This window comes from Arthrobacter sp. BE255, assembly GCF_031457335.1.
In the GTDB taxonomy this organism is placed as follows: Bacteria; Actinomycetota; Actinomycetes; order Actinomycetales; family Micrococcaceae; genus Arthrobacter.
The window spans coordinates 580,984-594,751 of the sequence record NZ_JAVDWK010000002.1; the positions used below are offsets into that span (position 1 = coordinate 580,984).

General features: G+C 65.9%; 11 protein-coding genes and 1 tRNA gene. 11 read left to right on the forward strand and 1 reads right to left on the reverse strand.

What is annotated here, in order from left to right:
- Nucleotides 1-124 precede the first annotated feature (124 nt).
- From J2X42_RS05905 to J2X42_RS05945, 9 genes are all read left to right on the forward strand, one after another.
- Complete coding sequence (locus J2X42_RS05905) at nt 125-1,012, forward strand: LysR family transcriptional regulator (protein ID WP_310163172.1); 888 nt, start codon at nt 125-127, stop codon at nt 1,010-1,012.
- A gap of 155 nt (nt 1,013-1,167) precedes the next feature.
- Nucleotides 1,168-2,082, forward strand: a complete 915-nt coding sequence (gene kdgD, locus J2X42_RS05910; RefSeq protein WP_310163173.1) for a 5-dehydro-4-deoxyglucarate dehydratase — start codon at nt 1,168-1,170, stop codon at nt 2,080-2,082.
- A 26-nt stretch (nt 2,083-2,108) separates the two neighbouring features.
- A complete protein-coding gene (locus tag J2X42_RS05915; protein ID WP_310163175.1) occupies nt 2,109-3,716 on the forward strand; it encodes an aldehyde dehydrogenase (NADP(+)) in 1,608 nt (535 codons plus the stop codon).
- Complete coding sequence (locus J2X42_RS05920) at nt 3,713-5,041, forward strand: enolase C-terminal domain-like protein (protein WP_310163177.1); 1,329 nt, start codon at nt 3,713-3,715, stop codon at nt 5,039-5,041. Before J2X42_RS05915 ends, J2X42_RS05920 begins: the two co-directional genes overlap by 4 nt.
- A 95-nt stretch (nt 5,042-5,136) precedes the next feature.
- The gene (locus J2X42_RS05925; protein WP_310163179.1) at nt 5,137-6,054 is read left to right on the forward strand and encodes an AEC family transporter; all 918 of its coding nucleotides are present in this window, start codon (nt 5,137-5,139) and stop codon (nt 6,052-6,054) included.
- A 492-nt stretch (nt 6,055-6,546) separates the two neighbouring features.
- Nucleotides 6,547-8,412 carry a DUF222 domain-containing protein gene (locus tag J2X42_RS05930; protein WP_310163181.1) on the forward strand — a complete coding sequence of 622 codons (1,866 nt, stop codon included), beginning with the start codon at nt 6,547-6,549 and terminating at the stop codon, nt 8,410-8,412.
- Nucleotides 8,413-8,544: 132 nt separating this feature from the next.
- Nucleotides 8,545-9,672: an L-talarate/galactarate dehydratase gene (locus tag J2X42_RS05935; protein ID WP_310163182.1), complete on the forward strand. Its 1,128-nt coding sequence runs from the start codon at nt 8,545-8,547 to the stop codon at nt 9,670-9,672.
- A 10-nt stretch (nt 9,673-9,682) separates the two neighbouring features.
- Nucleotides 9,683-10,414 (forward strand): FadR/GntR family transcriptional regulator, encoded by a 732-nt coding sequence (locus J2X42_RS05940; RefSeq protein WP_310163183.1) that lies wholly within the window; start codon nt 9,683-9,685, stop codon nt 10,412-10,414.
- 145 nt (nt 10,415-10,559) lie between these two features.
- On the forward strand, nt 10,560-11,930 hold the full coding sequence (locus J2X42_RS05945; protein ID WP_310163186.1) for an MFS transporter: 1,371 nt from the start codon (nt 10,560-10,562) through the stop codon (nt 11,928-11,930).
- Nucleotides 11,931-12,084: 154 nt separating this feature from the next.
- Here the strand turns inward: J2X42_RS05945 and J2X42_RS05950 are convergent.
- A tRNA-Leu gene (locus J2X42_RS05950) sits at nt 12,085-12,167 on the reverse strand.
- Nucleotides 12,168-12,544: 377 nt separating this feature from the next.
- On the opposite strand from J2X42_RS05950, the gene J2X42_RS05955 reads away from it, so the two are divergent.
- Complete coding sequence (locus J2X42_RS05955; protein ID WP_310163188.1) at nt 12,545-13,288, forward strand: DUF3662 and FHA domain-containing protein; 744 nt, start codon at nt 12,545-12,547, stop codon at nt 13,286-13,288.
- Nucleotides 13,285-13,767 (forward strand): FHA domain-containing protein, encoded by a 483-nt coding sequence (locus tag J2X42_RS05960; protein WP_310163189.1) that lies wholly within the window; start codon nt 13,285-13,287, stop codon nt 13,765-13,767. The genes J2X42_RS05955 and J2X42_RS05960 overlap by 4 nt, the downstream gene beginning before the upstream one ends.
- The last annotated feature ends 1 nt before the right edge of the window (nt 13,768 follow it).

Here is a 13,768-nt window from a genome sequence, read left to right on the forward strand (position 1 = left end):
TCTCCGGATCGGGTACCGGCTGCTGTTGTGAACCGAATCACTGTGGCTCGCTTGACGAGTGTAGGGAGCCGCTATGATGCATGTCTAAGCCCTAAAATGCATCGGGTGATACCAGAAAGGCATCATGTTTACTTTCGACCAGCTGGCCGGATTCATAGCAGTCGCAGAGGAGCTCCACTTCGGCCGGGCAGCGGAGAGGTTGAACATGACCCAGCCGCCGCTGAGCCGCCAGATCCAGAAACTGGAGAAGAGCATCGGCACGGAACTGCTGGAGCGCGACAACCGCAAAGTCGAGCTCACTCACGCCGGGAAGGCGTTCCTGGAAGAAGCCAAACGGCTTATGGCACTCGCCACCCGCGCTCCCCTCACCGCCCGAAGAATCGCCACAGGTCGCTCGGGAGTGCTGCGGGTCGGGTTCACGGCGGCCAGCGGGTTCAGCATCCTGGGGCCGCTCCTGGAAGAGATTGCGGAAATTCTCCCTGACGTGGACATAGACCTTCAGGAACTGGTGACAGGGGAGCAGATCCAGGGCCTGCTGACGGGTGAGCTCGACATGGGCCTCGCCCGGCCGCCCTTCGACCGGGAGGTCTTCGATTCGCACCTGCTCTACAAGGAGGCCATGGTGCTGGCGGTGCCCACCGGCCACCGCCTGGCGGGCCTCTCCCGGCCCATCGACGACGCCGACCTTCGGGACGAACCGCTCATTATGCACTCCCCAACCCAGGCCGCCTATTTCTACGACCTGGTGATCCGCATGCACGATATCCAGCACGGCAACGTCATCCATACCGTCAGCCAGATCCTCACCATGGTCTCCCTGGTTGCCGCCCGGCGGGGCGTGGCTTTTGTCCCCCATTCGGCCACACTCCTTGCGATCAAGGGCGTCGAATTCCTGCCGCTGGCCGGCAGCAGCAATGATGATCCGGTTGAGCTGCATGCCATCTGGAACCGCAAGGTTGCCAACCCGGCATTGCGGCGGCTCCTTCAGGACTTCGAATTCAGGACGGAGTAGGACCGCATCGGGGAGCCACCACCCTCCGCATATCGATGCACATTGGGTATCAATCAATACGAAAAGGCACTTAGACAGGCATCACTTGGACTGCCTACTCTGGACACGAACCAACACTCCCAGCCGGCAGCGGCATTCACACAGAGGACAACATCGTGGCAAAGTACTCCCCCCAGGAATTGGCAGACACCCTCAAGGAAGGCCTGTTGTCTTTCCCGGTGACGTCGTTCGATGCCCAGCTGCAGTTCGATGAGGAGAACTACCGCAAGCACCTCGCGTGGCAGGCCAGCTTCCCCGTCGCCGGACTCTTCGCAGCGGGCGGCACCGGCGAAGGCTTCTCCCTCACTCCGGCGGAATCCGAGCGTGTGGTCCGCACCGCCGTCGAGGAAGTGGGCAACCTGGTTCCCGTGCTGGCATCCGCCGGCGGCTCCACAGCCCAGGCCATCGAAAACGCCAAGGCTGCCGAGTCCGCCGGCGCCGACGGACTCCTGCTCCTCCCGCCGTACCTCACCGAAGCTGACCAGGGCGGCCTGATCGACCACGTCAGCGCCATCTGCAGCGCCACCTCGCTCGGTGTCATCATCTACAACCGCGCCAACGCCATCTACAAGGACACCACCGTCGCCACCCTCGCGGACCGCCACCAAAACCTGATCGGCTTCAAGGACGGCGTGGGCGACCTCGAACACGACGCCCGCGTCTACGCCAAGCTCGGCGACCGCCTGTTCTACCTCGGCGGCCTTCCCACGGCGGAAACCTTCGCCCTCCCGCTGCTCCAGCTGGGCATGAGCACGTATTCCAGCGCCATGTACAACTTCGTCCCCCAGTTCGCCCTGGACTTCTACCAGGACGTCCGCAACAACGACCGGGTCGCCGTGAACAAGAAGCTCAACGACTTCGTGATCCCGTACCTGGACATCCGCGACCGCGTGAAGGGCTACTCTGTCTCCATCGTCAAGGGCGGCCTGGACGCCATCGGCCGCTCCGCCGGGCCCGTTCGGCCGCCGCTGCAGAACCTGGCACCCGAGGACCTCGCGGACCTCAAAGCCCTCATCGCCACCGTCTCCTGATCAACTTTCTCCTAGGAGTAACCACAGTGACACTCACCGGACATTCCCTCATTGCTGGACAGCCCGTCGTCGGCGACGGCAAGACCGCTTTTGGTTTCAATCCCGCTACAAACGAACAGCTCGACCCCGCCTACTCGCTGATCACCGAAGACCAGCTGACGACGGCGACCACCGCCGCCGCCGGGGCCTACCCGTCCTTCAGCACCCTGGACCCGGAGACGCATGCCGCGTTCCTTGACGCCATCGCGGCCAACATCGAGGCCATCGGCGACGAGCTGATCGTCCGTGCCGGCCAGGAAACCGGCCTGCCCGCCGCCCGGCTGCAGGGCGAACAGGCCCGCACCACCGGCCAGCTCCGGCTCTTCGCCGACGTTGTCCGGCAGGGCGACTTCCGCGGCGTCCGCATCGACCCGGCCCTGCCGGACCGCTCGCCCATGCCCCGGGCCGACATCCGCCAGCGCCAGATCCCGCTCGGCCCGGTCGCAGTCTTCGGCGCCAGCAACTTCCCGCTGGCCTTCTCGACGGCGGGCGGCGACACCGCCTCGGCCCTCGCCGCCGGCTGCCCCGTCGTCTTCAAAGCCCACAATGCCCACCCCGGCACCAGCGAACTCGTTGGCCAGGCCATCGTGAAGGCGGTCAGGGACTTCGGACTGCACCCCGGCGTGTTTTCCCTGATCTACGGCCCTGGCAGCAGCATCGGCCAGGCCCTCGTAGCCGACCCCGCCATCAAGGCAGTGGGCTTCACCGGCTCCCAGGGCGCCGGCATCGCGCTGATGCGCACCGCCGCCGCCCGCCCCGAACCCATCCCCGTCTACGCGGAAATGTCCTCCCTCAACCCCGTGTTCGTTTTCGAAGGCGCCCTCAAGGGAGACGTCGACGCCCTCGCCCAGCAGTACGTCACAGCCGTCACCGGCAGTTCAGGCCAGCTCTGCACCTCCCCCGGCCTGCTCTTCGCCCCCACAGGTGAACTGGGCGACAAACTCGCTGCCGCCGTCGGCCGCGCCATCTCAGCCTGCGCGGGCCAGACCATGCTCACCGAAGGCATCGCAGGGTCCTGGCAGGCCGGCACGGAGGCACTCGGCTCCGCCGACGGCGTCACCGTCGTCGGACAGGGCACCGCGGGCCCGACTGAAAACGCACCCGCCCCCACGATCTTCGGCACCCAGGTCAGGGACTTCGTAACCAACCACGTTCTGCACGAGGAAATCTTCGGCGCCGCGTCCCTGGTGATCCGCTACTCCTCCACCGACGAACTTCTTGAAGCGATCGGCCGGCTCGAGGGCCAGCTCACCGCCTCACTGCAGCTCACCGAAGAGGACTACCCGACGGCGGCGCCCCTGATCCCCGCCCTCGAACAGAAAGTGGGCCGCATCATCATCAACGGCTGGCCCACCGGCGTAGAGGTAGGGCACGCCATGGTCCACGGCGGCCCGTTCCCCGCCACGTCGGACACCCGCACCACGTCGGTAGGCACCCTTGCGATCAACCGCTTCCTGCGCCCCGTCGCCTACCAGAACATCCCCCAGGAACTCCTGCCCGCACCGCTGCAGGACACCAACCCCTGGCACCTGAACCGCCGTATCGATGGCACCGTTGAAGCGGCAGCCGACCTGAAGGACGAGGTCAACGCATGAGCACCCAGCCAACCATCGCCAAGGTTGAAGTCGTTCCCGTCGCCGGCTACGACAGCATGCTGATGAACCTCAGCGGCGCCCACGGACCTTTCTTTACCCGCAACGTGGTCATCATTACCGACTCTGACGGCCGCACCGGCCTCGGCGAGGTCCCGGGCGGCGAAAAGATCAAGGCCACCATCGAGGAAGCCGGAACGCTCATCAACGGCCAGCCCGTGGCCCGTTACCGTTCACTGCTCCGCGGGATTGCCGCAAAGTTCGCGGACCGTGACGCCGGCGGCCGCGGGCTGCAGACGTTCGACCTGCGGACCACCGTGCACGCCGTCACCGCCGTCGAATCCGCCCTGCTGGACCTGCACGGCCAGTTCCTCGGCGTCCCCGTCGCTGAACTGCTGGGCGACGGCCAGCAGCGCACCTCGGTGCCGATGCTCGGATACCTCTTCTTTATTGGTGACCACGCCCGGACCGACCTTCCCTACCTGGTGGAGGACGCGCCAGCGGACCGCTGGGAGAAGCTGCGCCGCCAGGAGGCCATGACTCCCGAGGCTGTTGTGGCCCTGGCCGAAGCCGCCCAGGAACGCTACGGCTTCAGCGACTTCAAGCTCAAGGGCGGCGTGCTGTCCGGGGACGACGAAGTCAATGTGGTCACCGCCCTCGCCAAACGCTTCCCCGAGGCACGGGTAACGCTTGATCCGAACGGCGGCTGGCTCCTCGACGAAGCAATCCGCCTCGGCAAACGGATGCAGGGCGTCGTGGCGTACGCGGAGGACCCGTGCGGCGCTGAAGGCCGCTTCTCCGGCCGCGAGGTCATGGCTGAGTTCCGCCGCGCCACCGGCCTGAAGACCGCCACCAACATGATCGCCACGGACTGGCGGGAGATGTCCCACGCCATCCGCAGCAACGCCGTCGACATCCCGCTGGCGGACCCGCACTTCTGGACCATGTCCGGCTCCGTCCGCGTGGCGCAGCTGTGCAACGAGTTCGGGCTCACTTGGGGATCGCACTCGAACAACCACTTCGACATCTCGCTGGCCATGTTCACGCACACCGGCGCGGCCGCACCAGGCGAAATCACTGCACTGGACACGCACTGGATCTGGCAGGACGGACAGGGGCTCACCAAGAACCCGCTGCAGATCCGCGACGGCGCCATCGAGGTCCCGGACCGTCCGGGGCTGGGCATCGAACTGGACCGCGACGCACTGGACAAAGCCCACGAGCTGTACCTGCAGCACGGGCTCGATGCCCGCGACGACAGCATCGGAATGCAGTACTACATCGACGGCTGGTCCTTCGACCCGAAGCGGCCCTGCCTGGTCCGCTAAGGACATTCCACCACCCAGCTTCCGCACGGCCGGCCCTCCCTTCGCAACGGGAGACGGCCGTGCGGAATCCCAACAGTTAAATAGAAGGGCGCACTTTGGGCGGCGTTGTCTCCGGAATACTCATCGTCTCCGCGGTCATTGCTGTGGGCTATTTCGCCGCCCGGCTGCGAATCCTCGGACCTGAGGTACAGGGCGCGCTGACCCGGACGGCCTTCTACATCACCAACCCGGCGCTGCTTTTTACGGTCGTTGCGGGCAGTGATATCCGTGCCGCCCTGGGAACCGATGCCCCGCTGGCGCTGCTCTCTGCAGCGATAGTGGGGCTTCTCTATTGGCTGGCCAGTTTCCTGTTCTTTCGGCGGCCCGTGGCGGAGACCGCCGTCGGCGCCATGGCCAGCAGCTACGCGAACGCCAACAACATCGGCATCCCGGTTTCCCTGTACGCCGTTGGCACGGCCCAGCACGTCGCGCCCGTGCTGCTGGTCCAGCTCCTGGTGCTGGCGCCGTTCTACCTCACCGTCCTGGGGTTGGCCTCGGGATCCAAAGTCTCGTGGAAGAAGGTGCTGCTGCAGCCCTTCGCCAGTCCGATGATCATCGCGTCGGGGCTGGGTGTTGTCGTGGCACTTACGGGCTGGACCGCGCCGGACCTGTTACAGAAGCCCATCGACATGCTGGCCGGTGGTGCCGTACCCATGGTTCTACTGGCCTTTGGCCTCTCACTGGCGGGCCGTGCTCCACTGCAGAAAGGCGACGGCCGCACGGAGACCCTCGTGGCCACCTTCCTCAAAATTGCCGGGATGCCGCTCGTGGTGTGGATTCTGGGCCGCTTTGTCTTTGGGCTCGACGGGCAACACCTTCTCGCCAGCGTCATCATGGCCGCGCTGCCCACTGCCCAGAACGTCTTCCTCTTCGCGTCCCCCTATGGCCGGGGCATGAGCGTGGCCCGGGACGTCATCCTGTGCACCACCGTGCTAAGCATCGGCGCATTGCTGGTCGTGGCCTGGCTGGTCTAGCCACTTGGGGCAGTGGGCACACAACGCCCGTTGTCAGACCCCTTTGGCAGAGTTCTGCCATGGAAGCCAACGGGATTCTGAGCGCTGGAGGGACGACGCCGTGGGCCAAACTCACGGCTATCTACTTCCGCCCGTCATATGTTCTCGGGTACCCACCGCATCAGGACGCCTTTGCGTCCGACGGCGACGCGTGGGCGAGCCGGCCCGCCCGCCATTTTGTGCGCGCTACGGGCGCCTGGCCGGTCCGCCTGCGCTGGCTTCGGTTTCGCGCGGATCGCCAACTGCTTTTCGGGCCCCGACAGGCCTCGAACCTTAAATGTCATACCCCCTTGAGAGAGTATTCCTATGGACGCTCTTAGAGTTCAGCCAGCGGGGCACGTCGATCAGGCCACCTTGCTCACTCGCACCGGCACGCCTGTTCGCGGGGCTTCCATCAGCAGGGACTTCAACAGCGGTGCCAGGAGTGTTCGCTTAGATCCACTCTGCACTCCGTTGCCTGAACCGGCAGCGGTCCCGGACGCCGCCGGGCTCGCGCACGCTATCGCCGTGGTGAAGGCGGCCGCCGCGGCCGCTCCGGACGTCCTTGCCCTGGCTGGCTACGCCGAAGCTGCCGAGTACGCCGGCCAGGTCGAGGATCTGTCGCGGACCGTTGAGTACCTGCAGATCCTCGGTGCCGGCGCGGTGGACCGCACCCGCAGCCAGGCCATCACCGACGCAGCAGCCGCCCGGACCAGGAACGGCCGGACGTGGATCACCGGGTGGGACAACGGAACCGAAACCCTCACCGAAACCGACGCCGCCTGGCCTCACGGCAGTGCCGAGCCCGCCACCGCTGGCGCCGCCGGCTTCACAACTCCGGCTGTCCAGCCTGACGCTCCAGCTTCGCCTGTGCTGCCCGCTGCGCCTGTCTCGACGCCGCTGACCTCGCCTGCCGATGACGGGTGCCGGAACACTGCCGAGTTCCTCCGCGCCCGGCTCCGGATCAGCGTCAGCGAGGCCCACCGCCGGATCCAACTCGCACACGCGTTGCTTCCCCGGCCCGGGATCACCGGCCACACCCAGCCTGCCGAACGCCCCGAGCTCGCTGCCGCCCTCGCCGCGGGGACCGTCGCGTCCCGCGCCGCGACCATCATCACGCTCGCGGTGGACCGGGTCCGGCACCACGCCACTGAGGACACCACCGCCCGGATGGAACACGCCCTGACCCGCACCGCCGCGGAAAACGACACCGACTTCCTCACCCGCATCGCCCGCCGCTGGACCGAAGCAATCGACCAGGACGGCGCCGAACCCACCGAACACGAACTCCGCCACCGCCAAGGCGCGTTCCTCCGCCCGGCCCGCCGCGGACTCAACCACATCGAAATCTTCGCCACACCCGACCAATACGAACACCTCCTCACCGCCATGAACACCGCCACCAACCCCCGCATCCACCCCACAACAGAAACCGGGTTGGCAGCTGAAGCCGGCGAGGCAGGTAGGGCCAGCGAAGCCGATGTGGCCGGTGACCCTGATGTCAGCCTGGACCGGCGGACCCGGCCGCAGCAGCTCCTCGACGGCCTCGTCGGTGCCTGCAAGGCAGCCCTCACCACCGGCACCCTCCCGGCAGCGGGAGGACTCCGGCCCCAGGTCATGGTCACCATCGACTACCGCGACCTCCTGAACCGCCTCGAACACACCACCGCCCAAGGACCCCGCTACCGCCACCACACAGCCAGCCCCACCCCAGACCCCGGCAACGGCACCGACCCCACCCCAGACCCCGGCAACGGCACCGACCCCACCCCAGACCCCGGCAGCAGCACCGACCCCACCCAAGCCGCCCGCAACAGCGCCGGCCACGCCCCCGAACCCGACAGCACTCCACGAACCAGCTTGGACCTGAGCTCGGACTCAGGCTCGGGCTCGGGCTCGGGCTCGGGCTCCGGCAGGATCCCCGGCACCGGATCATTCGCGTTCACCGGCCCCGTCACACCCTCCACGGTCCGCAAGATCGCCTGCGACGCCGACATCATCCCCGTCTTGCTCGGCAGCGAAGGACGCATCCTCGACGTCGGCCGCAGCACCCGGATCTTCCCGCCCCACATCCGCAAAGCCATCACCGCCCGCGACCAAGGCTGCGCCTTCCCCGGCTGCACCATCCCCGCACCCTGGTGCGAAGCCCACCACATCACCTACTGGTCACACGGCGGAACCACCAGCACCGACAACGGCACCCTGCTCTGCACAAATCACCACCACCTCGTCCACAAAGAACAATGGCAAATCCAGGTCAAAACCGGCATCCCCTGGTTCATCCCGCCACCCCACATCGACCCCCGCCAAAAACCCCAACGAAACCACCACCAGACGTAAGGGATCCTTGCAGGTCAGATTTTGGTGTGAGAAGGATGCCGTCCGGACCAATCACTTGTAATACAAGTTCTTTACTTGTATTCTAAGTGGGAGGGCAATGCAGCCCGGACAGCCTGCTTTCGAGGAGCACCCATGAGCACCGTAGACCTCATCCGTCACGTCAAACTTTCCACCGCGAGGCTTCCTCTCGCCGTGCCGATCAGCGATGCCAAGGTGTTCACCGGGCGCCAGAAGCCCATGACGGAGGTAGTCTTCCTCTTTGCCGAGATCACCACGGAGCAGGGCCACAGCGGCATCGGCTTCAGCTACTCCAAGCGCGCCGGCGGCCCCGCCCAGTACGCGCACGCCAAGGAGGTCGCCGAGGGCATCATCGGCGAGGACCCCAACGACATCGGCAAGATCTACACCAAACTCCTGTGGGCAGGCGCCTCCGTGGGCCGCTCAGGTGTGGCCACCCAGGCGCTGGCGGCCATCGACATCGCCCTCTACGACCTCAAGGCCAAGCGGGCCGGACTGCCCCTGGCCAAGCTCCTTGGCTCCTACCGCGACTCTGTCCAGACCTACAACACCTCCGGCGGCTTCCTCAACGCCTCACTGGAAGAGGTCAAGGCCCGCGCCACCCAGTCCCTCGACGAAGGCATCGGCGGCATCAAGATCAAGGTTGGCCTGCCGGACAGCAAAGAAGACCTGCGCCGGGTCGCGGGCATCCGCGACCACATCGGCTGGGACGTCCCCCTCATGGTGGACGCCAACCAGCAGTGGGACCGTGCCACCGCGCTGCGCCTGGGCCGCCAACTGGAGGAATTCAACCTCGTCTGGATCGAAGAGCCGCTGGACGCATACGACTTTGAGGGCCACGCCCACCTGGCCAACGTCCTGGACACCCCCATCGCAACCGGCGAGATGCTCGCGTCCGTCGCCGAACACAAGGGCCTCATCAACGCCAACGGCTGCGACATCATCCAGCCGGACGCTCCGCGCGTCGGCGGTATCACCCAGTTCCTGCGCCTCGCCGCCCTCGCGGACGAGCGCGGGCTGGGGCTGGCGCCGCACTTCGCCATGGAGATCCACCTGCACCTCGCCGCCGCCTACCCGCGGGAGCCGTGGGTGGAGCACTTCGACTGGCTGGATCCGCTGTTCAACGAACGCCTTGAGACGAAGAACGGCCGCATGCTGGTTCCGGACCGCCCCGGCCTGGGCGTGACCCTGAGCGACCAGGCCCGCGCCTGGACCACCGAATCCGTGGAGTTCGGCGCGTAACCTTGAACCCATGAGCCGGAACCTGACCGCGGACCTCGCCGCCGACCTTCGCACCCGCATTGTGGACGGCGTCATCCAGCCCGGGGACAAGCTGCCAAGCGAAAACTCCCTGATGGGCGAATTCGGCGTCAGCCGTACTGTGGTGCGCTCCGCGCTGACGCGGCTCCAGGCGGAAGGGCTCGTGGAAACCGAACGGGGGCGGGGCAGCTTCGCACTGACCCCGCCCGACGACGGCCCCCAGCCAGTGCCGGGCAGCCGGCCGGTGGCCAGCGTCGAGGACCGCCTCCACCTGCTGGAATTCCGCATGGGCGTGGAGGCCGAAGCTGCCGCCCTGGCGGCCCGCAACCACACCGACCGACAACTTCGGGCCGTCAACGCGGCCCTGGAACAGTTCACCAACAGCCCAGACCATCCAGGGCACGCGATGAAGTTCGATTTTGAGTTCCACCGCGCCATCGCCACAGCCAGCGGCAACCCGTTCTACTCGGACTGCCTGGCGGCCCTGGGCCAAACGATGATCGCGATGCCGCGCTCCCGGCTGATGACCGGCGTCGAGCATTACGCCCGCGACCACTTCGACCAGGTGATCCACGAGCACAGGTCCATCGCCGCGGCGATTGCCGACGGTGACGAGACGGCAGCTGCCGCCGCAATGCGCAGCCACCTGGCAAACTCCCGACGCCGGTTCAAGGCCTCGGTGCGCCCGCTGGCCGAGGCTCCAGTCGCCGTCGAGCCGCAATAATGCCCTGAGGGCATCAAACAATGCCATACGCGTGTTGGACGCGCATCGAAATTTCTGAATAAGGTGGATTCTCTCGCTGTGGTCCGGACCACAGCACTTGAACCGGTTCTCCGGACCCCCACCGCAATGCCTAAGGAATTTCCCCATGCAGTCTGTCGACACCGCTGTCACGGATGTGGCCCTGGCCACGAAAAAGTTTTTCAAGCGGGTGCTGCCCATCATGCTGGTCATGCTGGTCTGCAACCAGCTGAACCGGTCCAACATCGGCTACGCCCACGAGCACCTCGAAGCGGACGTCGGGATCGGCGCGGCCGCCTACGGCTTCGGGGCAGGACTCTTCTTCATCGCCTACGCCATCTTCGAACTCCCCAGCAACGTAATGATGGAGAAGTACGGCGCCAAGGTGTGGCTGGCCCGCATCATGGTCAGCTGGGGCATTGTGTCCTTCCTGATGGCGTTCGTGCAGAACGAAATGATGTTCTACGTGCTGCGGTTCCTGCTTGGCGCCGCCGAAGCCGGGTTTTTCCCGGCAGTAATCTTCTACTTCGCCCGCTGGGTCCCTGCAGGGCAGCGCGGCAAGGCAACCGCCATCTTCATAGCCGGCTCCTCTATCGCCGCAGCACTGTCCGGACCCATCGCAGGCATGCTCCTGAGCCTCCACAACGTCCTGGGCATCCGTGGATGGCAGTGGCTGTTCGGCTTCGAGGGCCTGCTCTCAGTGGTCGTTGGAATTATTGTCTTCTTCCTGCTGGACGCCAAGATCCAGGATGCCAAATGGCTCTCTGCCGGCGAAAAGACGGCCCTGGCCAAGGCCATCGCGGACGAGGACGCACAGCACGCCGGCATTTCCGGGGCAAAGGTCAACCGGTGGAAGATGCTGCTCAACCCGCAGATCCTGCTGCTCTGCGGCATCTACTTCTCCGTGCAGCTCTCCATCTACGCCAACACCTTCTGGTTGCCCACCATCGTCAAGCAGATTCCCGGAACCACCGACCTCAGCGTCGGCTTCCTGTCGGCGATCCCGTGGGTCTGCGCCGTCTTCGCCATGTATTTCGCCGCAAAGTGGCAGGACAAGGCCAAGTCCAAGAAGCCACTGCTGGTGGCAGCGCTGCTCGTCGCCGCCGTCGGAACCCTCGCCGCTGCGATCGCTACGCCGGTCCTGGCCCTCGTTTTCCTGGCCATCGCAGCCATGGGTTTCAAGAGCGCGTCGCCGCTGTTCTGGACGATCCCGCAGTCCGGCCTTCACCCGCTGGTCCTGGCCCCGGCCATCGCGATCATCAACTCACTGGGCAATCTGGGCGGTTTTGGGGCCCCGTTCGGGTTCGGCATCATCAAGGAGACCACCGGCAGCGTAGTTCCAGGCCTGTTCGCCCTCGCTGCAGCGTCCACACTTGCGGCCGGACTCGTCTACTTCCTCAAGGAGCGCCGGGGCCCGGCAAAACCGGAGCACGCATCCGGACAGGAGTCAGGCCACGCTGCCGCCGGCGACGCCCTCCAGCCGGCCACATCCGGCTAAGCACCCGTCTGAACGGCTTTTCCCCGCCCCGTGGTCAACTCCCCCAGGCATTGCCAGGGGAAAAGACCGCGTGGCGGGGATTAGTCGTTGCGCCCCGATTCCCGCCCAGACACAAAAGAGCCCCGGTCCTAAGACCGGGGCTCTTTCATTTGCGTGCGCGAGGGGGGATTTGAACCCCCACGCCCTTTCGGACACTGGCACCTGAAGCCAGCGCGTCTGCCGTTCCGCCACTCGCGCGCAACTTCTTTTCCATGAATTGCGGCCGGTTTCCCGGATCCTCAACTATGTAAAAGCAGCGAGATCAAGCATAACGGACATCAGCGGCAAAACACCAATTGGCGTCCGCGGCCCCTGCCACACGGTCATTGGACACACGAATCGGCGGACCCCGCCGGGCCCTCGGCGGAACCGTGCCTGAACCCCGGAAGACGTCCGGGACCGAACTTTTCCGCGGGCCGGGCCGTTGTGGATTAAGGTCATTCACAGGCCTGCCCAGTAGTATCTGATGTAGTAGTGCCTGCCACCGGCCGGCCTGCCGATCCGCAGTGAACTCTGTTGCTGGTTGAGTTCCGGAACGAAAACTGCCCCGCAGCCGGGGGGAAAGGAGAAGGACCATGGGTTTGCTGGACAAGGTCGAGCGCGGCATTGAAAAGGCCGTCCGCGGTGTCTTCTCCACGGGTTCCAAGGCGCAGGTTGAACCGGTTGAGATCGCAAGCCGGCTTCGCCGCGAGGTGGACCACAAGGCCATCACCATCGCCGCTGGCCGGACCCTCGCGCCCAACGTGTTCGACGTCCTGCTCAGCGACGACGACTTCAAGCGGGCGCAGGAATGGGGCACTCCGCTGGCTGAGGAACTGTGCGACGTGGTCATCAACCACGTCCGCAGCCAGGGCTACACCCTCCAGGGGTCCGTGCGGATCTCATTCCGCCGGTCCGAAGAGCTGCGCGCCGGCGACTTCGACATCAAGTCGTCCACGGAAAAGTCAGGCGGGGCCCCGGCCACCGCGCCTTCCCGCCCCAACCTCCCGGCAGCACCGAGCCGCCAGCCCACGCGCCTGCAGCCCGTCCTGGACATCGACGGCCAGCGCTACTCGCTCAATGCGCCCTCGATCATCCTGGGCAGGTCCTCCGAGGCCGACATCCTGGTTGACGACACCGGAGTTTCCCGCCGCCACCTTGAGATCCGCACGACCAACGGGGTGACCAGCGCCGTGGACATGGGTTCCACCAACGGCAGCTACGTCAACGGGCACAAAGTCTCCGGCAGCACCGAACTTACCGACGGCTCCACCATCACGATGGGACGGACAAAGATCATCTTCCGCTTGCTCCCCGCCAACACTGGTGGCCGCCCATGAGCGAATTGACCATTACCGCCCTCCGCTTCGGTTTCCTGCTCCTGCTGTGGGTGCTGATTTTCAGCATCGTGTCGGCCATGCGCCGGGACCTGATGGTGGGCCGCAAAGCCGCCGTCGGAACACCCACGGCGCGCCAGGTCAGGAAAAACCCGGAACTGGCCGAGGCACCGCCGCAGCCGGTCAAGCAGCAGGCCCACCAGCTTGTGGTCGTCGAAGGGCCCCTCAAAGGCACCACGATCCCTCTGGCGGCCAGCCCCATCCTGCTCGGACGGGCCCAGGAAGCCACCCTGGTACTCGAAGACGATTACGCCTCCGGCCGCCATGCCCGGCTGTTCCCCCAAGGCAGCCGATGGTTCATCGAGGACCTGGGTTCCACCAACGGGACCTACCTGGCGGACCAGCAACTTACCCGCGCCCTGCCCGTTGAGCTTGGCGTACCCGTGAGGATCGGCAAGACGGTCATCGAATTGAGGCCGTAGC